Source organism: Bacillus mycoides (assembly GCF_001757995.1).
Lineage (GTDB): Bacteria > Bacillota > Bacilli > Bacillales > Bacillaceae_G > Bacillus_A > Bacillus_A mycoides_B.
Window position 1 is genome coordinate 48,579 of sequence record NZ_LXLV01000019.1, and the last position, 21,520, is coordinate 70,098.

General features: G+C 36.9%; 21 protein-coding genes. 18 read left to right on the plus strand and 3 right to left on the minus strand.

The window, feature by feature from the left end; all coding sequences use genetic code 11:
* Positions 1 to 69 precede the first annotated feature (69 nt).
* From BWGOE10_RS05150 to BWGOE10_RS05160, 3 genes are read left to right on the plus strand one after another with little or no spacing between them, the layout of a single operon-like run.
* Positions 70 to 795 carry a (Fe-S)-binding protein gene (locus BWGOE10_RS05150; RefSeq protein ID WP_070141182.1) on the plus strand — a complete coding sequence of 242 codons (726 nt, stop codon included), beginning with the start codon at positions 70 to 72 and terminating at the stop codon, positions 793 to 795.
* Between the two features lie 15 nt (positions 796 to 810).
* Positions 811 to 2,241 carry a LutB/LldF family L-lactate oxidation iron-sulfur protein gene (locus BWGOE10_RS05155; RefSeq protein ID WP_070141183.1) on the plus strand — a complete coding sequence of 477 codons (1,431 nt, stop codon included), beginning with the start codon at positions 811 to 813 and terminating at the stop codon, positions 2,239 to 2,241.
* A complete protein-coding gene (locus BWGOE10_RS05160) occupies positions 2,222 to 2,923 on the plus strand; it encodes a LutC/YkgG family protein (protein WP_070141184.1) in 702 nt (233 codons plus the stop codon). Before BWGOE10_RS05155 ends, BWGOE10_RS05160 begins: the two co-directional genes overlap by 20 nt.
* Positions 2,924 to 3,117: 194 nt before the next feature.
* On the opposite strand, the gene BWGOE10_RS05165 is transcribed toward BWGOE10_RS05160, so the two are convergent.
* A complete protein-coding gene (locus tag BWGOE10_RS05165) occupies positions 3,118 to 3,267 on the minus strand; it encodes a sporulation protein YjcZ (protein WP_100246320.1) in 150 nt (49 codons plus the stop codon).
* Between the two features lie 156 nt (positions 3,268 to 3,423).
* Here BWGOE10_RS05165 and BWGOE10_RS05170 point away from each other — a divergent pair, with 156 nt between their 5' ends.
* The 10 genes from BWGOE10_RS05170 to BWGOE10_RS05210 all read left to right on the plus strand — a co-directional run bounded on the left by BWGOE10_RS05170 (position 3,424) and on the right by BWGOE10_RS05210 (position 10,945).
* Positions 3,424 to 4,005: a TetR/AcrR family transcriptional regulator gene (locus tag BWGOE10_RS05170; RefSeq protein WP_070141186.1), complete on the plus strand. Its 582-nt coding sequence runs from the start codon at positions 3,424 to 3,426 to the stop codon at positions 4,003 to 4,005.
* Between the two features lie 2 nt (positions 4,006 to 4,007).
* The gene (locus BWGOE10_RS32750; protein WP_171903096.1) at positions 4,008 to 4,175 is read left to right on the plus strand and encodes a hypothetical protein; all 168 of its coding nucleotides are present in this window, start codon (positions 4,008 to 4,010) and stop codon (positions 4,173 to 4,175) included.
* Positions 4,176 to 4,254: 79 nt separating this feature from the next.
* Entirely contained in the window at positions 4,255 to 4,731 is a 477-nt protein-coding gene (locus BWGOE10_RS05175) for a PH domain-containing protein (RefSeq protein WP_000371347.1), read from the plus strand.
* The gene (locus BWGOE10_RS05180) at positions 4,724 to 6,163 is read left to right on the plus strand and encodes a PH domain-containing protein (RefSeq protein WP_070141187.1); all 1,440 of its coding nucleotides are present in this window, start codon (positions 4,724 to 4,726) and stop codon (positions 6,161 to 6,163) included. The genes BWGOE10_RS05175 and BWGOE10_RS05180 overlap by 8 nt, the downstream gene beginning before the upstream one ends.
* A 223-nt stretch (positions 6,164 to 6,386) precedes the next feature.
* A complete protein-coding gene (locus BWGOE10_RS05185) occupies positions 6,387 to 7,040 on the plus strand; it encodes a DUF975 family protein (protein ID WP_070141188.1) in 654 nt (217 codons plus the stop codon).
* 279 nt (positions 7,041 to 7,319) lie between these two features.
* Entirely contained in the window at positions 7,320 to 7,781 is a 462-nt protein-coding gene (locus BWGOE10_RS05190; protein ID WP_070141189.1) for a hypothetical protein, read from the plus strand.
* A complete protein-coding gene (locus tag BWGOE10_RS05195; protein WP_070141190.1) occupies positions 7,778 to 8,047 on the plus strand; it encodes a CPCC family cysteine-rich protein in 270 nt (89 codons plus the stop codon). Before BWGOE10_RS05190 ends, BWGOE10_RS05195 begins: the two co-directional genes overlap by 4 nt.
* Before the next feature lie 646 nt (positions 8,048 to 8,693).
* Entirely contained in the window at positions 8,694 to 8,990 is a 297-nt protein-coding gene (locus BWGOE10_RS05200; protein WP_070141191.1) for a protoporphyrinogen oxidase, read from the plus strand.
* A 73-nt stretch (positions 8,991 to 9,063) separates the two neighbouring features.
* Positions 9,064 to 9,540 (plus strand): PH domain-containing protein, encoded by a 477-nt coding sequence (locus BWGOE10_RS05205; RefSeq protein ID WP_070141192.1) that lies wholly within the window; start codon positions 9,064 to 9,066, stop codon positions 9,538 to 9,540.
* The gene (locus BWGOE10_RS05210) at positions 9,533 to 10,945 is read left to right on the plus strand and encodes a PH domain-containing protein (RefSeq protein WP_070141193.1); all 1,413 of its coding nucleotides are present in this window, start codon (positions 9,533 to 9,535) and stop codon (positions 10,943 to 10,945) included. Before BWGOE10_RS05205 ends, BWGOE10_RS05210 begins: the two co-directional genes overlap by 8 nt.
* A 105-nt stretch (positions 10,946 to 11,050) precedes the next feature.
* Here the strand turns inward: BWGOE10_RS05210 and hmoB are convergent, their stop codons facing one another.
* Complete coding sequence (gene hmoB / locus BWGOE10_RS05215) at positions 11,051 to 11,548, minus strand: heme-degrading monooxygenase HmoB (RefSeq protein ID WP_070141194.1); 498 nt, start codon at positions 11,546 to 11,548, stop codon at positions 11,051 to 11,053.
* A 127-nt stretch (positions 11,549 to 11,675) separates the two neighbouring features.
* Between hmoB and BWGOE10_RS05220 the strand changes: the two genes are divergently transcribed.
* The 4 genes from BWGOE10_RS05220 (at position 11,676) to hemY (ending at position 17,420) form a co-directional block, all read left to right on the plus strand.
* Positions 11,676 to 13,793, plus strand: coding sequence for a transglycosylase domain-containing protein (locus BWGOE10_RS05220; protein WP_070141195.1), 2,118 nt, complete (start codon positions 11,676 to 11,678; stop codon positions 13,791 to 13,793).
* A 189-nt stretch (positions 13,794 to 13,982) separates the two neighbouring features.
* Positions 13,983 to 15,029: a uroporphyrinogen decarboxylase gene (hemE, locus tag BWGOE10_RS05225; protein ID WP_070141196.1), complete on the plus strand. Its 1,047-nt coding sequence runs from the start codon at positions 13,983 to 13,985 to the stop codon at positions 15,027 to 15,029.
* A gap of 14 nt (positions 15,030 to 15,043) precedes the next feature.
* A complete protein-coding gene (gene hemH, locus BWGOE10_RS05230) occupies positions 15,044 to 15,979 on the plus strand; it encodes a ferrochelatase (protein ID WP_070141197.1) in 936 nt (311 codons plus the stop codon).
* Positions 15,980 to 15,998: 19 nt separating this feature from the next.
* Positions 15,999 to 17,420, plus strand: a complete 1,422-nt coding sequence (gene hemY, locus BWGOE10_RS05235) for a protoporphyrinogen oxidase (RefSeq protein WP_070141198.1) — start codon at positions 15,999 to 16,001, stop codon at positions 17,418 to 17,420.
* 64 nt (positions 17,421 to 17,484) lie between these two features.
* Here the strand turns inward: hemY and BWGOE10_RS05240 are convergent, their stop codons facing one another.
* Positions 17,485 to 18,834 carry a DUF4026 domain-containing protein gene (locus BWGOE10_RS05240; RefSeq protein WP_070141199.1) on the minus strand — a complete coding sequence of 450 codons (1,350 nt, stop codon included), beginning with the start codon at positions 18,832 to 18,834 and terminating at the stop codon, positions 17,485 to 17,487.
* A 244-nt stretch (positions 18,835 to 19,078) separates the two neighbouring features.
* Between BWGOE10_RS05240 and BWGOE10_RS05245 the strand changes: the two genes are divergently transcribed.
* Positions 19,079 to 21,445, plus strand: a complete 2,367-nt coding sequence (locus BWGOE10_RS05245) for a DUF6359 domain-containing protein (protein WP_070141200.1) — start codon at positions 19,079 to 19,081, stop codon at positions 21,443 to 21,445.
* Positions 21,446 to 21,520 lie beyond the last annotated feature (75 nt).

A 21,520-nucleotide genomic window follows, 5' to 3' on the forward strand; every position in this document is an offset into this window, starting at 1 on the left:
ATATACAGATGAGGTAGATTTGGTTATAAAGTTACTTGAGCTTACTTTACTGTATTTAGGGGTGCAAATATGAAAGTATCAATATTTATTACTTGTGTTGCAGATGTTTTTTATCCAGAAGTAGGAAGAGATGTTGTGGAAATTCTTGAAGATTTAGGGTGTGAAGTTGATTTTCCAAAAACTCAAACTTGCTGCGGACAACCTGCTTATAATAGCGGGTATGTTAAAGAAACAAAAACAGCTGCAAAACATATGATTGAAGCCTTTTCCAGTTCAGAATATGTTGTGGCACCATCGGGGTCTTGCGCTATGATGGTTCACGAGTTTTCTAGCTTATTTTCTGAAAGTGAAGCGGAGTGGAAGAAAAAAGCTACTAAACTTGCCAATAAAACGTATGAATTCACACAATTTCTCGTTGAAGTATTAGGGAAAGAAGACTTAGGTGCGGAGCTTCATAAAAAAGCAACGGTTCATACATCTTGTCATATGGGTCGATTAATGGGGATTAAGGAACCACCGCAAAAATTATTAAAATGTGTAAAGGGACTGGAAGTTGTTTCACTGCCACATAATTATGATTGCTGCGGATTTGGGGGTACATTCTCAGTGAAAATGCCAGAAATTTCTGAGCAAATGGTTGAGGAAAAAGTAAAGCATATTATGGAAACCGGTGCGGAAGTGTTAATTGGGATGGATTGTAGCTGCTTAATGAATATAAAAGGACGTTTAACACGTAATGGTTATCCAATTGATGTAAAACATATTGCTCAAGTATTAAATGAAGATCGAAAATAAGAGGGGGATATAGAGATGGGAATGAAAATTGGGAACGATCCCTTTCATAAGCGTACTAAAACAGGCATTGGGGATCAATTTATGCGACAGGCTGTCAGGAAAGCGCAAGATGGTCTGAGAGTCAAGAAATTAAAAGCTACTGAGAGTCTTGGGAATTGGGAGGAATGGCGAGCTTTAGGAGAAGAAATTCGAAAGCACACATTAGAAAACCTTGATTATTATTTACATCAGCTAAGTGAAAATATTGAGAAAAACGGTGGTTTTGTTTATTTCGCAAAGACTGCAGAAGACGCAAGGGAATATGTAAAAGAGATTGTAAAAAAGAAAAATGCGAAAAAAATTGTGAAATCAAAATCGATGGTAACAGAAGAGATTAGTTTAAATGAAGCGATTGAAGAAGCTGGAGCGGAAGTGTTAGAAACAGATCTTGCTGAATTTATTCTACAAGTGAACGACCACGATCCTCCCTCGCATATTGTTGTTCCGTGTCTTCACAAGGATAAAGCACACATTTGTGAAATATTTAAAACAAAGTTAAATTACACTGGAACATCTGATCCTACGGAAATGGCGAGGTTTGTAAGATCGTATTTACGTGATGATTTTTTTGCAGCGGATATAGGAGTGACTGGATGTAACTTTGCTGTTGCAGAGTCGGGGTCAATTTCTATCGTAGCAAACGAAGGAAATGCAAGACTTACTACGACACTTCCAAAAACGTTAATTACAGTTATGGGAATGGAGCGTATTGTTCCGACGTGGGAAGAGCTTGATGTTTTAGTAACACTTCTATGCCGAAGTTCTGTAGGACAAAAGTTAACAAGTTATATTACAGGATTAACTGAGCCTGGCGGGACAGATGGGCCTGAGGAATTTCATTTAGTCATTGTTGATAATGGTCGTTCCGATATTGTAGGAACAGAATTCCAAAGTGTTCTTCAGTGCATTCGTTGCGCGGCATGTATTAATGTGTGTCCTGTATACAGGCATATTGGTGGACATGCATATGGCTCTATTTATCCAGGACCAATTGGAGCTGTGTTGACACCGCTTTTAGGGGGATATGATGAATATAAGGATTTACCTTATGCATCTAGCCTTTGTGGTGCTTGTACAGAAGCGTGTCCAGTGAAAATCCCGTTACATGACTTATTAATTAAACACCGCAGCCGCATTGTAGAAGAAAAACAATCACCTATAGCTTGGAACGTGGCTATGAAAGGTTTTGAAAAAGCGGTGAAGAGTCCTAGACTATTTTCTTTTGCTGCGAAGAGCGCTCCGTATGCATTAAAACCTCTCGCAAAAGGAGATAAGATCGAGCGTGGAATTGGGCCGTTAAAAGCTTGGACGGATGCGAGAGATTTTCCGGTTCCGAAAAAACAACCGTTTCGAGAGTGGTTTGAAAAACACGAAAAGGAGAACGATGATGGCAATCCAAAATCGTGAGGAATTTTTACTTCAGTTATCAGAAAAGCTTGGTAGGAAACGTCCAGAAGCAGTGAAAAAACCGACATGGTCTTTTTCCCCGCAGTGGAATGTTTTTGACGGACTTTCGCAAGACGAACTTGTATTACAGTTAATGGAGCACTGCGAAGTCATTCATACAGAAGTAAAGCGAACAACAAAGGAAAATCTTGTTGAAACATTGGGGTCTTTTATAAAAGAATGGAATATCAAATCTGCTATGTATTCGAACGATGAGCGCTTTAATGAGTACGGTCTTACTTCATGTTTCAACAATGAAGGCACAACAAATTTTCGTGCATGGGGATTAGATCATAAAGAAGAGGACATAAAATTTGCGAAAGCTGCTGACCTTGGCATTACGTTCAGTGATATGACTCTAGCGGAATCAGGAACCGTTGTGCTATTTAATGACGGGTTAAAAGGAAGACATGTTAGTTTGCTTCCAGAGTCATATATTGCAATCGTTCCTAAAAGTACGATCGTACCAAGATTAACCCAAGCTACAAAACTGATTCATGATCAAAGTAAAGCGGGAGAAAACCTGCCGGCTTGTGTGAACTTCGTCTCTGGTCCATCAAATAGCGCAGATATTGAAATGAACCTTGTCGTAGGTGTACATGGGCCAATTAGAACAGCGTATATTATTGTGGATGATCAATAATGATTTACATGTGCGGCAGAACGCGAAATATAGCTGAAACATTATAAGAGTACTGAAAATAGAAAGCGCTGGCTGTTAAATATAACCGGGCTTTCTATTTTGCGTGCGCTTACTGGTGAGGAAACCTTAAAAAGGAAAAATTTAATCTGTTTCAGTTTTCTACGCTACTATAACTAACTGAATTGTGTCTTTTCTTAGAAGCTAAGCACACTATAACTAGCTCCAATTATAATGAATACGATAAAGAGAAGAATGAGTAATAAAAGCCCACTACTACCGCTCTTACCATCTTGGCCATCTTCACCGCCGCCGCTACCACTACCACCTTTACCGCCATATCCCATATGAATGGCCCCCTTATTGTTATACGTTGCTTTTACTTTATATTTTTCTAGGTTCATCAAGAAGTTCCTTTTAAAACGATGATTAACTTGCAAATCATTCATTTTCATTTTACAATTTACTTACCGACCGGTAAGTAAAAATAAAAGAGGTACAGTATGACAAAAAATTTACAAACATCGCAGCACATTGTAGAGGCATCATTTAAATTAATGGCAGAGCACGGCATTGAGAAGATGAGTCTTTCAATGATTGCGAAAGAAGTAGGCATATCAAAGCCAGCTATTTATTATCATTTTCCGTCTAAAGAAGCGTTAGTTGATTTTTTATTTGAAGAGATTTTTTCTGGATATCAATTCGTGGGTTACTTCGATAAAGACCAATATACGAAAGAAAACTTTGAAGAAAAGTTAATTGCAGATGGTTTACATATGTTGTCGGAGTATAGAGGTCAAGAAGGCATATTACGAGTTATAAATGAATTCATCGTAACTGCGACGCGAAATGAAAAGTATCAGAAACGCTTATTTGAAATACAAGAAGATTTCTTAAATGGATTCCACGATTTATTGAAGCAAGGTGTGGAACTTGGCGTTGTGTCACAACATGCAACAGAAGAAAACGCGCATACGTTAGCGCTCGTTATTGATAATATGAGTAATTACATATTAATAGGATTCCAGTTAAAGTATAAAGAAATTTGGATTCGAAATGTGAAAAACGTAATGAAGGGGGAATGAAGATGAAAATGCAGAAAAATTGGTGGCTCGGTTTTCTTGGATTTGTGGGAGTGTATAAAATTCCAGGTATGATTGAAGCTTTTCAAGCGGATAAAGGTTGGTTTGCATTAATCGGTTTCGTGTGGTTACTTTGGTTCGGATATTTTATTCCTGAGAAGAAAGATAATTGAATTTCAATTTTCTGTAAAGTTATGTAAAATATAGTTTGAGAGTATTCGTATATTAGATTAATAGATTTGGAGTGGTTACATGGATCCATTGAAAAATGAAATTCATCCTGACATGGTCAAGGTGTGGAAAATTCGTGCTGTAATTGAAGAAGGGATAGGTATTCTCGTCATCTTAGTATACCTTTTCCTCATGATAAAGTTTGATTGGTGGGCGTGGATTTTGTATGTGATGGTTGGGTTAACAGTTGCGCTAGCACCATTTTCGTACTTCGTATTCCCGAAACTACGTCAGCGTTATTATAGCTATCAATTAAATGAAGAAGAGCTTGAAATTCAGCACGGTCTTTTCGTCGTAAAGCGCGTATTAGTACCGATGATTCGTGTACAGCACGTTACAATTGAACAAGGACCAATTATGAGAAAACATGGATTAGCAGAATTACATATTTCAACAGCGGCAACTTCTCATAGCATTCCAGGCTTAACGATGTATGAAGCGGAAATGTTAAAAACGAGAATTGCAGAATTAGCGAAAGTGAGTGATGAGGATGTATAAGAGGCAGCATCCCATTACGATGTTATTAGAATTAAAAATAACAGACTTTATACCATTATTTATTTTCATGTTTAGTTTAAACGGAAAGTTTCCATTTTGGTATTTAATTCCGGCTGGATTCGGTTTACTCACCGTTTTTTCAGCGTTTGAAAAATGGTATTACACAACATACTGGGTTGAAAATAACGTATTACATGTTAAACAAGGGCTCTTTGTGAAGAAGGAGAGCTACTTAAATAAAGAACGTGTTCAAACGATTAATACAAGTTCAAACGTGTTATATCAAATGCTCGGTTTAAAGAAAATTCAAATCGAAACAGCTGGCGGAGGCGATGATGCAGAAGTTAGCTTAGCTGGTATTACAGTAGAAGAGGCAACAGAGCTTATTACTTTGCTAAATGAGCCAACTCCAGAAGTGAAAGCAGAAGAAACATCAGAAGAAGTAGTAGAAAAAGAGATTGTTACAGAGGAAAAGCAAGCGACAGAGTACAAATTAACTTTGAAAGAAATTTTATTAGCATCTGTTACATCTGGTCAATTTGGATTACTATTCTTTTTAATATTTTTCGTTTATAACCAAGTAGATGAGTACATTCCGAAATGGATAAAAAATAGCGTAGAGTCGTATGTAATGGATCATGATATATATGGCTGGATTTACATGGTAGCTATTTTACTTGTCGTTTCTTGGATGATATCCACAATTGGTTATGCGTTAAAACACGGAAACTTCACGGTAAATCGAAAAAACGATGAAGTCCGTATTTCTCAAGGATTACTTGAAAGGAAAGAACTTGTACTAAAGTTACACCGCATTCAAGGGATTACGATAAAAGAAGGCATTTTCCGTCAGATGTTCGGTTATTGTGCTGTGCAAGTCGAAGTCATTCAAAGTAAGGGATTGGGAGAAGAGAAAGACAAAGTTACGCTGCATCCGATTATTCGAAAAGATCGTGTGCAACAGTTACTCGCTCATTTACAATTGCCATATGAACTGAATACAAATATTACATCATTACCAAAAGCGGCATTGCGCCGTTATCTCATCGATAGTTTTATATTCTTCGCAATGCTAGCAATCCCGCTTACGGGAATCAGCATATACTTTGAAAAGTATTACATTATGTGGGCTTTACTACCACTCGCTATCCTTATCTTTACACTTGGATACGCAACATTTAAAACAAATGGTTACGGTATAAATGGAGAACAAATTACGATTGTACATCGTAGTATTGGGAAACATACAGGACTTGTAAGAAGAAGACACGTCCAATCAATTGAAAAAACACAATCATATTTCCAGCGCCGAGCGGATTTATGTACGTATAATTTTTCTAGTGCATCATCGAATTATAAACTAGAGCATACGAGAGTAGAAGATGCGGAGAGAATGCAGGATTGGTATAAGAAGAGAATAAGTGAGAATTAATTGAAATGGCTTGCCTATTATGAAAGGCAGGCTTTTTGTTATAGAAAAATGAGTAGTTTGTAATTGGCCCAGGTTTTCTTTAGTTTAATCTATTAGTACAACTACAGCGCGCATTTATCAATACGTATCAGAAAAAAGGAAGTACGATTCTATTTCAGGGAAATTCGTGAAATTTTTGATATAAATGGTATACTAAAATAGAAATAGTATTAGGAGGTTATATATGATAAGTCAGTTGAAAAGAGAAGCACTTGATGCATTAAAAGGAAAATGGGGATTAGCAGTAGGTGCAACTCTATTACTTGGAATCCTTATTGGAGCTGTTGAACTTCTAACCACAGGTGTTTTCTCAATGTTTTGGGGTTGGAAAGAAGCAAGTGATTCGCTTACAGTAAGTATTATTGCAATGCTTGTTATCGGTCCGTTAACAATAGGCGCCTATTATCTTGTTTTAAATGTAATTCGTGGGACTAATGCTAGTATTGGTCATTTATTTAGATGGTTTAGCGATGGAAGTAAGTTTATGAAGGCATTTTTAACATATTTACTAATGTATGTATACTTGATTCTATGGACATTACTTCTTATTATCCCGGGTATTATTAAATCATTTTCTTATTCTATGACGTATTTTATTTTGAATGATCATTCAGAATACACAGCGAATCAAGCAATTACCGAAAGTCGCCGTATGATGGATGGGCATAAAATGGATTACTTTTTACTATGCTTAAGTTTCCTTGGCTGGTTCATTTTAAGTATTCTTACTGTAGGAATCGGTTTCCTATGGTCAATACCTTATTTTTACACGACATCGGCAGCATTTTATGAAGAGATTTCAAAAGAATATTATAAAAAAGAAGGTACTACTTTCTAATAAACTACCTAAACCACTTATCCCCTAAAGAATATAGGGAACAGATGGTTTAGGTGTTTTGATATGTGTTCTGTTTTCGGGGTTCACTTCAGGATGAGGTATAGGTTTTTATCCCGCTATTTGTGGGCAGTAAAAGCCCGATTGGTGCGAGCTGATTAAAGTTTCACTTTATATAGAAATTCTTCCCTCTATGTTTTATCATAGAGGGTTATTTTTTTATGTAAAAATGATAGAAAATAATGAATAATATATGTAAAGGAAAAAGTGAGGTGAATGAGAGTGAGCAAATTTTTAATTCCGTATTCATTTTCTATATTAAGTTTCTTTATTTCAGTAACGGTACTTGATTTATATGATAGGATGGGAAAAAATAATGAGATGACTTCGCCGAACATACTTGGAAAGGTAATTCAATCTACTTCGCAAATGGGAGTCCTTACATTGTATTTTGGAGCACCTATTATTTTAGGTGGCTGTCTACTTGGTGAGCTATTGTTTAGAAGTATCATTTTACGATTTAAACTAAGCTATATTATATCTTTATTATTATATCTACTTTTAGTTTTTAGTATTGTTTTTATCTTTTTGTCTGTAATGGTAGGAGTTCCAGCTGCATATGAAGAAGTTCGTACTCTTCAAATGATGTATTTCATGGGGATAACTATGATTTGCGCTGTTACATTCTTTGTGAACCGGAATATATGGGAGAAAAAACAAGTTAATAATGGAGTGACAAAATGAAAAGATACACGTGTCCATGCTGCGGATATAAAACGTTAGAAGAAGAACCACCAGGTACATATGAAATTTGTAACATATGTTATTGGGGAGATGATGAGGTTCAGTTTAACGATCATGACTTTGAAGGCGGAGCAAATAAGGCCTCGTTAAGACAAGCGCAGAGAAATTTCATTGCATTTGGTGCTTGCGAGGAATGTTGTGTGGGATTAGTTAGAAAACCGACTAGTGAAGATGTGAAGGGTGCTAGTTGGAAGCAAATTTGTTAAGTAGTTTATAGGTAGAAAATGTTATTACTTATAGAAAGAGAAGTAATAACATTTTTTATTTAGTGATTAAAGAATTGGCAACGTTTTAGGAGTAGTAGGGGTGAGGAAATATTGTTTCTTTTTTCTTAATGTGTGATTTTTCGTTAAATTAACCGTACTAAAGCATTTATTTGAATTTTCTTCCTGCTATCTATGCACCAAATAAAATACAAATCACTATGATCACCCAACCTAAAACTCCCATGATAGCCCTCCTTTTTATGAAGAAAATATGTATACATCTTTATTTGTGTAATTCTATAACATGTTAGCATAAAGGGTTATTTTATTTTCTTAAACCACCTTCTATACGATCTATCTCTTTTCCTTTTTAAAAATGAATTATAGTAGGTATTCCAGTGATTTTAAATTTATCCCACCCTCGCGAATTTCATGTAGAATGGCATAAAAAAAGCATCTAGCAAAAGTACTAGATGCAAATAAAAAACACAAGGGAAGATAAATGTCTTCCCTTTTCCCGTAAGTAATTATATCAAAAAAATTATAAAAAACTAGCTTTATTTTTAATATAATGAATGTGTGAAGCTATGAAAGCAAAAGATCACACTATTTTCGTAGTGTTTTATTAAGAAAAGGAGTTGTGTCCATGATTAATTTCAAACCAGAAAATTTAAACCAACTACTAAAAGTGACGCTCATAAGTGCGAATAAATTTTATGACGCGATTAAAGATTATGAATTTACGGGAGAAGCCGTAGTATTCCGTATAGATTTTGAGTATGTAGATGTTGCGCTTATGGTTACGGATATGTTAGGAAGATCTGCTTCTAAATTTAACATTTTGCCATACGCTCGCCCTAATACGAATGAAATAGATTACATTCAGTTTCAAGTGTATTCCATTAATGAGGGGAATTTTAAAGAAGTACTTGATACGATGTGAAAACTATAATTTTATAAAACTGTATATAACAACTAATATATAATTAATAAATTCATATAATTGGAGTGATGGGATGCAGCCGTTAGAAAGGGAAATTCATTCTAATATGCTTAAAGTGTGGAGAATTCACGCTGTAATTGGAGCGGCAGTTATACTAGCAGTCGTAATTGTCTATTTCTTTTTTATGATCAATTTTAACTGGTGGGGCTGGTTGTTTGGATTGTTAGTAACAGGCGCTATTACATTTATCCCACTTGATTATTTTGTATTTCCAAATTTACGTCAGCGTTATTATAGTTACAGATTAAATGAAGAAGAGATTGAAATTCAAAAGGGAATGTTCGTTGTAAAGCGCGTACTTATTCCGATGATCCGCGTACAGCACGTAACGATTGAACAAGGGCCGATTATGAGAAAGTATAATTTAGCAGAATTACATATTTCAACAGCGGCAACTTCCCATAGTATTCCTGGTTTAACGAAAGAAGAAGCAGAACAATTGAAAAGACAAATTGGAGAACTTGCGAAAGTGAGTGATGAGGATGTATAAGAGGCAACATCCAATCACGATTTTATTAGGTATTAGAATTGTGGGTTTATTGCCTTTTATCCTCCTTGTAATATTTCGCTCTGATGAGAACGAGCCTTGGTATTTATTTTATTTTGTTTTGTTGTTTCTTTTATTCGTTATGGCTATTTTTTCAGCTGTAAAATGGTATTTCAAAGTGTACTGGGTTGAAAATAATATTTTACATATAAAACACGGTGTCTTTGTGAAAAAGGAAAGCTATTTAAATAAAGACCGTGTGCAAAACATTAGTACATCTTCTAATGTCATTTACCAACTGCTCGGACTTACGAAATTAAATATTGAAGTAGCGGGCGGCGGTAGTGAGCCGGAAGTGATGTTAGCTGGCATTAAAGAAGATGAGGCGAAGAAACTCATTACTTTATTGAATAAAAAAGAAAGTGTTGTAACTGAAGAGATACTTGAAGAGGAAAACGAGGCTGTTTACCAATTAACAGCGAAAGAAATTTTATTCGCATCTATTACATCTGGTAGATTCGGATTAGTATTTTCTGGACTACTTCTTATTTACTCGGAGTTTAATGAATTTCTTCCAAAATGGCTCATAAATAAAGTGGAAGCGTATGTGATGGATAACGGTGTATATGAATTAATCGTTATGGCCGCGATTTTAATGGCCATTTCGTGGGTTATTTCTACAATTGGATATGCGTTAAAATATGCGAACTTTAAAATAGAGCGAAACGGAAATGAAGTTCGCATCGTTCAAGGGTTATTTGATAAGAAAGAGTTTGTCTTAAAGCTTCACCGTATTCAAGCAATTACTGTGAAAGAAGGAATTCTCCGCCAGCCTTTCGGTTATTGTTCTGTCGAAGTAGAAGTCATTCAAAGTATAGAAGCGGCAGGGAATGAAGTGATGTTACATCCTTTTATGAAGAAAAAAGATGTACAGCAGTTACTTACATATTTGCAATTACCATATGAAATGGAAGAGAAAATGGTCCATTTACCGAAAACGGCATTGCGCCGTTACATCATAATGGGCTGGATTACAAGTGCTGTGTTCGCTGTGCCAATCGTTGGTGGGAGTATATATTTTAAACAACATATTGCATTGTTCACTCTTATACCGTTATTTATCGTATTTACAATATTCGCATACGCTCGTTATACAAGCGGCGGTTATATGATGAGAGAAAATCAATTAACGATGGTGTACCGTCGTCTTGCGAAATATACAGGAATTATGCGAAGAAGGCATGTTCAAGTAGTCGGATATAATCAGTCGTATTTTCAAAAGAAAGACGGGTTATGTACAGCTTCCGTATCGGTAGCGGGACATGGTTATGAAGTAAAACATATGCGAAAAGAAGATGCACTTCGCATATATAATTGGTACAAACAAAAAGGAAACACCAGCGTGTAGTGGTGTTTCCTTTTTGTTTGTTGTCATTTGTCGATAAGTCGATATATTCGAAAAATCGCTGATATAATTTCACGACCCACGTACCTAGAACCCAGTACCCAAAGCCTAAACTAAAACATCAAAAGTAGTCACGAAAGACGGACGAGAGAAAATGCTTTTTTGCTGTTCTGCATGTGGATGCGCCGGAGCTTGTCCCTCTGCTTGTGCAGGACGTTTTTTATGAGCGTTTTCGAATGAACGTGATTCTGTCCAGTCTTTAAAGTTTTGTTCTGTTTCCCACATCGTTAAGATGACATATGTATCGTTACTTAATGGGCGAAGAACACGGATTGCTTGGAAGCCAGGCTCATTTTCGATTAGGCCAGCGCGGTTTTTAAAACGGTTTTCAAATACAGGGCGACCTTCGTCTGTTACAGAAATGTTGTTACAAACGATGTAGCCAGGTTGTCCTTTGAATTCTCCAACAGCGTCTAACACGTCATATTGAAGTGTGGATTCTACAGATTCTTCAGTATTTTCTTTATAAAACATATCTTTTTCGTTATTTTTTGCAGTGAAATGTGCTTGTTCTAGAGGTGTTTCGTATGAAATAATAGCCTTCATTTTAATGCTCCCTTTATAGTTTGTCTCTATTATATCAACTCTTGTGAAAAACTTCGAAGATTATATACATAAAGATAGTCCTTTTTCAAATAATAAATGTACCATCATTTGGAAAGAAGGCCGATGTATGAAGAAAGCAAAGTGGACTTTATTAGGCGGGATAGCAACGTTTGTAGTAGCGATTGTACTCTATAAACTTATTGTATTAACTGGTGGCTATATGATGGATGAAAAGCAGCTTGTTTTCCACTCTTCATCACGTATCGTTGACCAGAAAGGAAAAGAAATTACGAAGTTATATGTAGAAAATAGAGAGCTCGTGCCGATCGAAGAAATCCCAAAGTATGTGCAGCAAGCATTTATTGCTGTGGAAGATTCTCGTTTTTATGAGCATCAAGGAATTGATTATCCATCTATATTTCGGGCGCTTTATAAAGACGCGTTAGCTGGAGAGAAGGTAGAAGGCGGTAGTACGATTACGCAGCAACTAGCTAAAAATGTCTTTTTAACTCGCGAAAAAACATTTACGCGTAAATTGAAAGAGGTCGCAATTTCTCTTCAATTAGAGCAAAAATATACGAAGCAGCAACTTCTTGAAATGTATATGAACCATATTTATTTCGGTCACGGGGCATATGGTATTCAAGCGGCAGCAAAGCTGTATTTTAATAAAAATGTAGAAGATTTAACAATAGAAGAAGGCGCTATGCTTGCTGGTCTTCCGAAAGCGCCAAATGGCTATTCTCCGTTTTTATATCCAGAAAAGAGTAAAGAGCGCCGTGATCTCGTACTGTCGCTTATGCATAAGCAAGGATATATGAGTGCAGAAGATAGTGTTCGTTATCAAGGGAAGACAATCGCTCTTTATAAAAATATAGATGAACGTGAACTTGCATATATGCCATATATCGATATGGTTGTTGATGAAGCGGCACGAATATATGGTTTGTCTCATCAAGAAGTACTGCGCGGAGGATATACATTTGTCGTACCGATGGATGAAAAAGTTCAAAAGGTAGCATATAACCAGTTTCAAGATGCGAGAAATTTCCCTGGTAAAGAAAACGGGGCCCAAGGTGCATTTTTATTAATGGATAATCAGACTGGCGGAATTAAAGCAGCGATTGGCGGAAGAGAGTATGTTCCGAGAGGGCTTAATCGGGTTTTTGCAAAAAGGCAGCCTGGTTCTGTTTTAAAGCCGCTTATCGTATATGGACCAGCACTCGAGACGAAGAAATATAATCCATATTCTTTATTAACGAATGAAAAAAGTTCGTTTGAAGGCTATGAACCTCGAAATTATAATCATGAGTATGCGAAAGAGATGACGATGTACGATGCGGTATTAGAATCAGCAAACGTGCCAGCTGTATCTTTATTAAATGAATTAGGAGTAGATGAGGGAAAGCAATATTTAGAGAAAGGGAATGTTCATATTGCGGACTCAGGTTTAAGCACAGCACTTGGCGGGCTAAAAAATGGTGTTTCTCCATTTGATCTTGTTAAAATGTACCGCTCTTTTTTAGCAAACGGGAATATTATCGAACCGCACGTTATCGATAAAGTGTTAAATAGGCACGGGGCAGTCATTGGAGAATCATCAAAAGCTGAAACGAAAGTCTTTTCAAAGCAAACGGCATGGTATATGACAAAGATGCTTGAAGGAGTTGTGAAAGAAGGTACGGCGAAAGCTGGTGTATATAATGGAGCTTTAGCTGGAAAAACAGGCACGACTTCACTGCCGAATGATGACCATGGTGCGCGTGATATGTGGTTTGTTGGATATACACCGAATTTAGTAGGGGCAGTTTGGATTGGCTATGACCGCACTGATAAAGAGCATCAATTACAAGATGGAAATGCATCTGCAACGATGCTATTTAAAAAGATTTTAACGAAAGCAAATATACAAGATAAAGCGAGTTTTCATAGGCCAAAAGGTGTTGAAACAATTGGACTGCCAATTCGTTTAGATAAGATTAAAAACGTGGAAGCAAAACTAGCTTTTAGTCCTTTCGGTTTATTTGCAATGAAACTAAGCTGGACGCCGCTTCCTGATGAGAGAATTATGTATCGAATTTATAAAGTTGAAAAAGGAATTCATACTCACGTTGGAACGGTAAAAGGAACAGGGAAATATGAGGAAAAGTTTATTAATATATTCTCAAAACCGAGTTTTTACGTTGTACCATATAACACACAAACGAACCGTGAAGGAGAAAAGTCAAAAGTAGCTAAACCGTAGTTTTTCTCTGTGTTATAATAAGAATGTTGTGAAAATAGTAAGCGGTTTTACGAATGTTTGTGTCAATTTAATGAACAACGTACATAATATTATGCATTTTGTTTTTACAAGCTGTATAGTAAAAAAAGATAAATATCGGAATAGAACGTATTTAAAGTAAAAGTATCGGTAAGGAAGGGAGCAAGGGTCTTGGTAAGAAATATAAATGAGACATTTTTAAAAGCATGTAGGGGGGAACGCACGGAGTATGTACCAGCATGGTATATGCGTCAAGCAGGTCGTTCACAGCCGGAATATAGAAAGATAAAAGAGAACTATTCTTTATTTGAAATTACACATAATCCAGAGTTGTGCGCTTACGTTACAAAGTTGCCAGTTGATCAATATAACGTAGACGCAGCAATTCTTTATAAAGATATTATGTCACCACTACCTGCAATTGGTGTTGATGTTGAAATTAAATCTGGTATTGGCCCAGTTATCGATAAGCCAATCCGTTCTTTACAAGACGTAGAAAAACTAGGGGAAATCAATCCAGAAGATGACGTACCTTACATATTAGATACAATTCGTTTATTAACGACAGAAATGTTAGATGTACCGTTAATCGGTTTTTCGGGAGCTCCATTTACGTTAGCGAGCTATATGATTGAAGGCGGTCCTTCTCGTAACTATCATAATACGAAGGCGTTCATGTATGCAGAGCCGAAAGCTTGGTTCGCTTTAATGGATAAGCTTGCAGATATGGTTATTACATATTTAAAAGCGCAAATTAACGCAGGAGTAAAAGCTGTTCAAATTTTCGATTCTTGGGTTGGAACAGTAAATGTAGCGGATTACCGCATATTTATTAAACCAGCGATGGAGCGTATTTTTGCAGAAGTTCGCACGATGGGTGTTCCAATGATTATGCACGGCGTTGGGGCTGGACACTTAGTGAATGAATGGCACGACTTGCCTCTTGATGTAGTAGGTTTAGATTGGCGCTTACCGATCGAAGAAGCACGCGCGCGCGGTGTTCATAAGGCGGTACAAGGAAATATGGACCCTTCATTCTTACTAGCACCTTGGCCTGTAATTGAAGAACATGTAAAAGGTATTTTAGACCAAGGGATGAAGCAGCCAGGTTACGTATTTAACTTAGGTCACGGCGTATTCCCAGAAGTAAATCCAGATACATTAAAACGTTTAACTACATTTATTCATGAATACTCTAAAGAGCAGTTAGCGAAGTAAAGGAGATTGGCTGTATGAAAAAGAAAATTGGTTTGCTTGTAATGGCATACGGAACGCCATATAAAGAAGAAGATATTGAACGTTACTATACACATATTCGCAGAGGAAGAAAGCCAAGTCCTGAAATGCTAGAAGATTTAACAGAGCGTTACCGTGCAATTGGTGGTATTTCTCCTTTAGCTACTATTACATTAGAGCAAGCTAAAAAGTTAGAGACGCGTTTAAATGAAATGCAAGATGAAGTAGAGTACCACATGTATCTTGGCTTAAAACATATTGAACCGTTCATTGAAGATGCGGTACAAGCTATGCATAAAGATGGAATAGAAGATGCAATTGCACTCGTTCTTGCTCCTCACTATTCTACTTTTAGTGTGAAGTCGTATGTAGGACGAGCGCAAGAAGAAGCAGAAAAACTTGGAAACTTAACAATTCACGGCATTGATAGCTGGTATAAAGAACCGAAATTTATTCAGTATTGGGTCGATGCAGTGAAAGGTATATATAACGGTATGTCAGAAGCAGAACGTGAAAAAGCAGTGTTAATCGTATCTGCACATAGCTTACCAGAAAAAATCATCGCACTCGGCGATCCATACCCGGATCAGTTAAACGAAACAGCTGACTATATTGCACGTGGTGCTGAAGTAGCAAATTATGCAGTGGGCTGGCAAAGTGCCGGAAATACACCAGATCCTTGGATCGGTCCAGATGTACAAGATTTAACGAGAGAACTAAATGAAAAGTACGGCTACAATTCATTCGTATATGCACCAGTTGGATTTGTTGCGGAACATTTAGAAGTTTTATATGACAATGACTTTGAGTGTAAAGTTGTAACTGATGAAATTGGCGCGAAATATTATCGTCCAGAGATGCCAAACGCATCATCTGCATTTATCGACTGTTTAGCAGATGTTGTATTAAAGAAAAAAGAATCTGTAATGTAAGTAGAAAGGGGGAGCTTACTTGAGGGGAAAAGTTGTGATCATCGGCGGTGGCATCACAGGATTAACAACAATGTATAACTTACAAAAAGAAATTCTTGAAAAAAACTTGCCGATAGATGCATTGCTTATAGAAGCGTCTGGTAAACTTGGCGGGAAAATTCAAACCGTTCGAAAAGATGGATTTACAATTGAACGTGGCCCTGATTCTTTCTTAGCGAGAAAAGAGAGCGCAACTAGATTAGCGAAAGAATTAGGACTTGGCGACGAACTTGTAAATAATGCGGCCGGTCAATCGTTCGTTCTCGTAAACAATCGGTTACACAAAATGCCGAGCGGATCGATGATGGGAATTCCAACTCAAATTACGCCGTTTCTATTTTCCGGATTGTTCTCCCCAATTGGTAAACTAAGAGCTGGCTTTGATCTGTTAATGCCTAGATCAAAGCCAGTATCTGACCAATCACTCGGGCAGTTTTTCAGACATCGCCTCGGAAATGAAGTGGTTGAAAACTTAATTGAGCCATTATTATCTGGTATTTATGCAGGGGATATTGATGAAATGAGTTTAATGTCAACATTCCCGCAAATTTATCAAATTGAACAGGAGCACCGTAGTATTTCACTCGGTATGCGTACGCTCGCTCCAAAGCAAGAGAAGGCTGAAATGAAAAAGGGAATCTTTAAAACTGTGAAAACCGGTTTAGAATCTATAGTAGAATCTCTTGAAGTGAAGATTCCTAATGATATGGTAATGAAGGGAACTCGTATTGAAAAGGTTGCAAAACTTGGTGATAGTTATACGATTACTCTTAGTAACGGAAAAGAAATGGAAGCAGATGCGATTGTAGTCGCAGCTCCGCATAAAGTATTGCCGTCTATGTTTGCGCAGTACAAGCAGTTTCGTTTCTTCCGTAACATGCCGTCTACATCAGTTGCAAACGTGGCACTTGCTTTCCCGAAGTCTGCAATTCAGCGTGATATTGATGGTACCGGATTTGTCGTATCAAGAAATAGTGATTACACGATTACAGCGTGTACGTGGACACATAAAAAATGGCCACATACAACGCCAGAAGGAAAAACGCTTCTTCGCTGTTACGTCGGACGCCCAGGTGATGAAGCGATTGTCGAACAAACGGACGAAGAAATTGTGCAGCTCGTATTAGAGGATTTACAAAAGACGATGGATATTACAGCGAATCCAGAGTTTACAATTGTAAGCCGCTGGAAAGAAGCGATGCCTCAATATACAGTAGGCCATAAAGAGCGAATGAAAAAGCTCACAACATTTATGGAGAAAGAATTACCAGGTGTGTACCTAGCTGGAAGTTCTTACGCTGGTTCTGGTCTTCCTGCGTGTATTAATCAAGGCGAATTAGCGGCAAAGCATGTATTATCTCATTTAGAGAAAGTAATGGAGACTGAATTAGTAGCACAGTAAAATATTTCAAACGAAAAGCCTTCAATTATATTGAAGGCGTTTTGTTTATTGGATAAAATACCTGTTAGCCAATAAACATATATAAGTTATTTGGTTTTATAGCTGCATCTCCAGCATATATAATCCACTCTGTTAAGTTTTCAAAATCTAAATGATAAGAATTACCTTCGTTCATGTCTACTATAAAATACGGTTCATTAATGAGTATTCCTTGAATCATATCTTCCGTAATGTCTTGCATTTCAAACCACATATGTTCACTTTTTCCCTCCTCGTAGGAGACACCAAACTTAGCGAGAAAACGATAATCTTCATTTGATTGTTCAATGTGAAAAATATTACTAAAATACCCGAAAGTATTTTTCGCATTGTAAGCCATACGATCCGTTTCACTATTTGTTTTATAGAACATGAGCCCTGTAGCTTCCTCGTGTTCTTTGAAAAAGCTTTCTATATATTCTCCTGTAGTATTAAATTTAAACAAGAGAACAGATGGAGATTGATGGTATTCATCTCGGTCATCCATCCCGCCTAAGAATTCGTTTTGTGCATCGATTGGCTGTAGCTTCACTTCCTCACCCTCAATTGAAGATAATTGATCCATACTCGTTTTATGTCCAATATAAGATAAACCTTTTTCCCATGGAACGGCTACTGTATGTATGGAACCTTGCTGACTATGTGCGATAACGATAGGCTCATTCATTGGAACTTGGCCATTTTCAACGGCATTATTAGCAAATGTTTGAAAAAGATCGCCAATGCCGTAGTAGGAAGAAATGCGATTTGGAATAATTAATTCTATCTCTGTCACACCAGCCCTTAAAAGGCCGTGTGTATGAAACCAATATTGTGTAGGCTCGCGTTCTTTATCGTCTTCATAAACAGAATGAATAACGTATAAGTCAGGAATGTCAGGCAATAATTCATTCTCAACGTGATATTCAATATAGTTTCTAGATATGACCTTCATAGCCGCACTAGAATCGATTACAAATAACAAGTCTGGTGCGAGGTGCCATAAAAACTGCAACTGCTGGAAAAAGCAGCTGAGTACATCACCTGCAAATAGTGTACGTGTGAAAATTTCAGTGCCGAAAGCCGCATCTTCAAAAGTACGATCTACGATTGTGGCATCTTGTCTATTGTACATTTTATATTCTTCTGGATCATCCGTTTCATCAATATGCAGTTCATAAGGTATGACCAATTCATCCATATGTAACTCAACAATAAGGCTTGTCTCATCACTATAAACAATTTTCAACTCATCAACTTTAGTAGAGATAGTTTCTAGCCGCTGTTTTAACTGATCAATTGTAATTCTAGTTGGTATAACAGCAATCATATCTGAAAAATGACGTTCTAATGTTCCATTCATAGCTGCGCGGTATGTTTCTGTTTGCACTTCCATCCAATCAACTCCCATTCAAATGAATCTATTTTACATGCCAATGAAATTTCGGTATTTTCTGTTTTTTCTCTCTCTAATATTATAAATCGCATTCATAGAAGGTGTAAAATTATTATTTTGTATTATATTTTGAAAGCTTGTAAATTAAATAAATTTTTTGTAAAACTTGTCGAAACATAGTTCTATATAGCGAATCATTTGATATGATAGAAATGCTGAGAAAATATGAAATAGGGAGAGGAAAATGGCTGTGAAGAAATTGTTAAGTGTCTTTTTATCATTATTGCTATTGCTTTCATTTACTGGAACTTTAGCGCAAGCAGAAGAAACTACTTCTATGTCAGTAGAAAAAGCAATTCAAGTATTCAAGCAGCAAGGGAAAACGAAGGGGATAGTGGAAGGATATATCGTTGGATATACGCAAAGTCCTTCTAAATACACGAAGGATCCGGCTAAGTTTGACGACACAAATGTGGCAATTGCCGATTCGCCAAACGAAACGAATCCGGACAAGATAATGCCTGTTCAATTGCCAAAAGGCGATGTGAGATCGACAGTAAATGTGAAAGATCACCCTGAAAATATCGGGAAGAAAGTTAGGTTGACTGGGACTCTTGAATTATATTTTAGTAGTCCAGGTTTAAAATCAGTAACAGCTCATAAGTTTCAAGGGGAAGAACAAAACCGCGTTAGCGATGTAGTGGCATCACCAAATGGCGGGGAAGTTGCAAAAGGAACAGCGATAACATTAACAACGAATACAGAAGGAGCAACAATCTACTATACGTTAGATGGCTCTAATCCTACAAATAAAAGCGTTCGTTATAACGGACAAATTGTAGTGAATGAAAATAGTGTAGTGAAAGCAATCGCAGAAAAAGAAGGGCTTACTTCTTCAGCAGTTTCGACATTTTCATTTATTATCGTAAAAAATGAACCAGTTCGTATTCATGATATTCAAGGGAAATCACATATTTCTCCTTACACTGGGAAGAAAGTAAACAATGTGGAAGGCGTTGTAACAGCGCTTGATAAAAATGGTTTTTATATAGAAGATAATCAACCGGATAATGCCCCAGCTACGTCAGAAGGTATTTACGTATACAAAAAAGATGCGAATGTAGCGGTAGGAGATCTTATTCAAGTTGATGGAGAAGTAGAAGAATATGTTGGACCTGGATATGCAGAACGATTTGAAACAGATTTAACGACGACGGAAATTAAGGCGAGTCGCATTGCTGTAATCGCAAAAGATCAACCTTTACCAGCACCGATTGTACTAGGGGAAAACGGTGTGAAAATCCCTGATCAAATTATTGATAATGACGCATTCGGCTTATTTGATCCAAATGAAGATGCAATCGATTTTTATGAAAGTGTAGAAGGTATGCGCGTTACGATGCCAACGCCAAAAATTATCGCTCCTCAGAAAAATGGTAACTTATATGTAACAGTAAAAAATGGTGGAGATAAAGTAGTAACAAAGTATGGTACACCTCTTTTAGATGAAAATCAATTAAATCCAGAGCGTCTTTCTGTAAAAGTACCTCGTGATTATGTTGCAAAGGTAGGAGATGCTTTCACTGGAGATATAACAGGGGTAGTAGGATATGATTACGGTTCGTACCGCATTTCACCAGTAACTGAATTACCATCTGTAGTAGACGGTGGATTTAAGCAAGTAGGGGCAAATATTCAGCCGCGTCTTGATAAGTTAACAGTTGCTACATATAACATTGAAAACTTCTCGGCGAATAAAAAAGAAACGACGGATGAAAAAGTAAAAGCGTTAGCGTATTCTATTAAATACAATTTGAAAATGCCAGATATTATCGGTGTAGAGGAAATGCAAGATAATAATGGATCAATTAATGATGGTACAACGGATGCTTCTTTAAGTGCAAAACGTATCATTGATGCAGTTCTAGAAATCCGTGGACCGAAGTATGAGTATGTAGAAATTGCGCCAAGCAACAATCAAGACGGGGGAGCACCAGGAGCGAATATTCGCGTCGGTTTCTTCTATAACCCATCGCGTGTGAAATTAGCAGTAGTACCGAAGTTACTTGATAAAAATGTTGTTCGTATTGGAGACGAAAATCCTTTATTTGAAAGTACACGTAAACCGTTAGCAGCAGAATTTACGTTCCAAGGACAAAACGTTGTTGTCGTTGCAAATCACTTAAACTCAAAACTAGGAGATGCAACGCCATTTGGAAAAGTGCAGCCGCTCGTATTAAAGAGTGAAGAAAAACGAGTTCAATTAGCACAAGAAGTGAATCATTTCGTACAAGGTATTCAGAAAAAGAATACGAATGCGCCAGTTGTTGTGTTAGGTGATATGAATGATTTCGAATTCTCTAAACCACTGGAGGCACTAGAGGGAACGATATTAAAAGATATGTTAAACACAGTGCCGAAAGAGAACCGCTACACGTACATTCATGAAGGTAACGCACAAGTGATAGATCATATTTTAGTAACAAATAACATTGCACCGCACACAATTGTAGACCCTGTACATTTAAACTCAAACATTATGAAAGAGCACGGACGTGTAAGTGACCACGATCCAGTACTTGCTCAAATTGATTTGAAGAAAGCTTCTTAAATAGTCGAGAAAGAACGCTTAGAAATATACTAAGCGTTCTTTTACATTATTAGGAATTTTAATGATAAAATAGAT

Excerpts from the sequence above, each read along its gene's own strand:
- BWGOE10_RS05155 (WP_070141183.1), top strand. The coding sequence starts at position 811 with ATGGGAATGAAAATTGGGAACGATCCCTTTCATAAGCGTACTAAAACA.
- BWGOE10_RS05195 (WP_070141190.1), top strand. The coding sequence starts at position 7,778 with ATGAAAAGATACACGTGTCCATGCTGCGGATATAAAACGTTAGAAGAA.
- BWGOE10_RS05165 (WP_100246320.1), bottom strand. The coding sequence starts at position 3,267 with ATGGGATATGGCGGTAAAGGTGGTAGTGGTAGCGGCGGCGGTGAAGAT.
- BWGOE10_RS05200 (WP_070141191.1), top strand. The coding sequence starts at position 8,694 with ATGATTAATTTCAAACCAGAAAATTTAAACCAACTACTAAAAGTGACG.
- BWGOE10_RS05185 (WP_070141188.1), top strand. The coding sequence starts at position 6,387 with ATGATAAGTCAGTTGAAAAGAGAAGCACTTGATGCATTAAAAGGAAAA.
- BWGOE10_RS05150 (WP_070141182.1), top strand. The coding sequence starts at position 70 with ATGAAAGTATCAATATTTATTACTTGTGTTGCAGATGTTTTTTATCCA.
- BWGOE10_RS05220 (WP_070141195.1), top strand. The coding sequence starts at position 11,676 with ATGAAGAAAGCAAAGTGGACTTTATTAGGCGGGATAGCAACGTTTGTA.
- BWGOE10_RS32750 (WP_171903096.1), top strand. The coding sequence starts at position 4,008 with ATGAAAATGCAGAAAAATTGGTGGCTCGGTTTTCTTGGATTTGTGGGA.
- hemH (WP_070141197.1), top strand. The coding sequence starts at position 15,044 with ATGAAAAAGAAAATTGGTTTGCTTGTAATGGCATACGGAACGCCATAT.
- BWGOE10_RS05170 (WP_070141186.1), top strand. The coding sequence starts at position 3,424 with ATGACAAAAAATTTACAAACATCGCAGCACATTGTAGAGGCATCATTT.
- BWGOE10_RS05210 (WP_070141193.1), top strand. The coding sequence starts at position 9,533 with ATGTATAAGAGGCAACATCCAATCACGATTTTATTAGGTATTAGAATT.
- BWGOE10_RS05240 (WP_070141199.1), bottom strand. The coding sequence starts at position 18,834 with ATGGAAGTGCAAACAGAAACATACCGCGCAGCTATGAATGGAACATTA.
- BWGOE10_RS05175 (WP_000371347.1), top strand. The coding sequence starts at position 4,255 with ATGGATCCATTGAAAAATGAAATTCATCCTGACATGGTCAAGGTGTGG.
- BWGOE10_RS05205 (WP_070141192.1), top strand. The coding sequence starts at position 9,064 with ATGCAGCCGTTAGAAAGGGAAATTCATTCTAATATGCTTAAAGTGTGG.
- BWGOE10_RS05180 (WP_070141187.1), top strand. The coding sequence starts at position 4,724 with ATGTATAAGAGGCAGCATCCCATTACGATGTTATTAGAATTAAAAATA.
- BWGOE10_RS05245 (WP_070141200.1), top strand. The coding sequence starts at position 19,079 with ATGGCTGTGAAGAAATTGTTAAGTGTCTTTTTATCATTATTGCTATTG.
- BWGOE10_RS05160 (WP_070141184.1), top strand. The coding sequence starts at position 2,222 with ATGGCAATCCAAAATCGTGAGGAATTTTTACTTCAGTTATCAGAAAAG.
- hmoB (WP_070141194.1), bottom strand. The coding sequence starts at position 11,548 with ATGAAGGCTATTATTTCATACGAAACACCTCTAGAACAAGCACATTTC.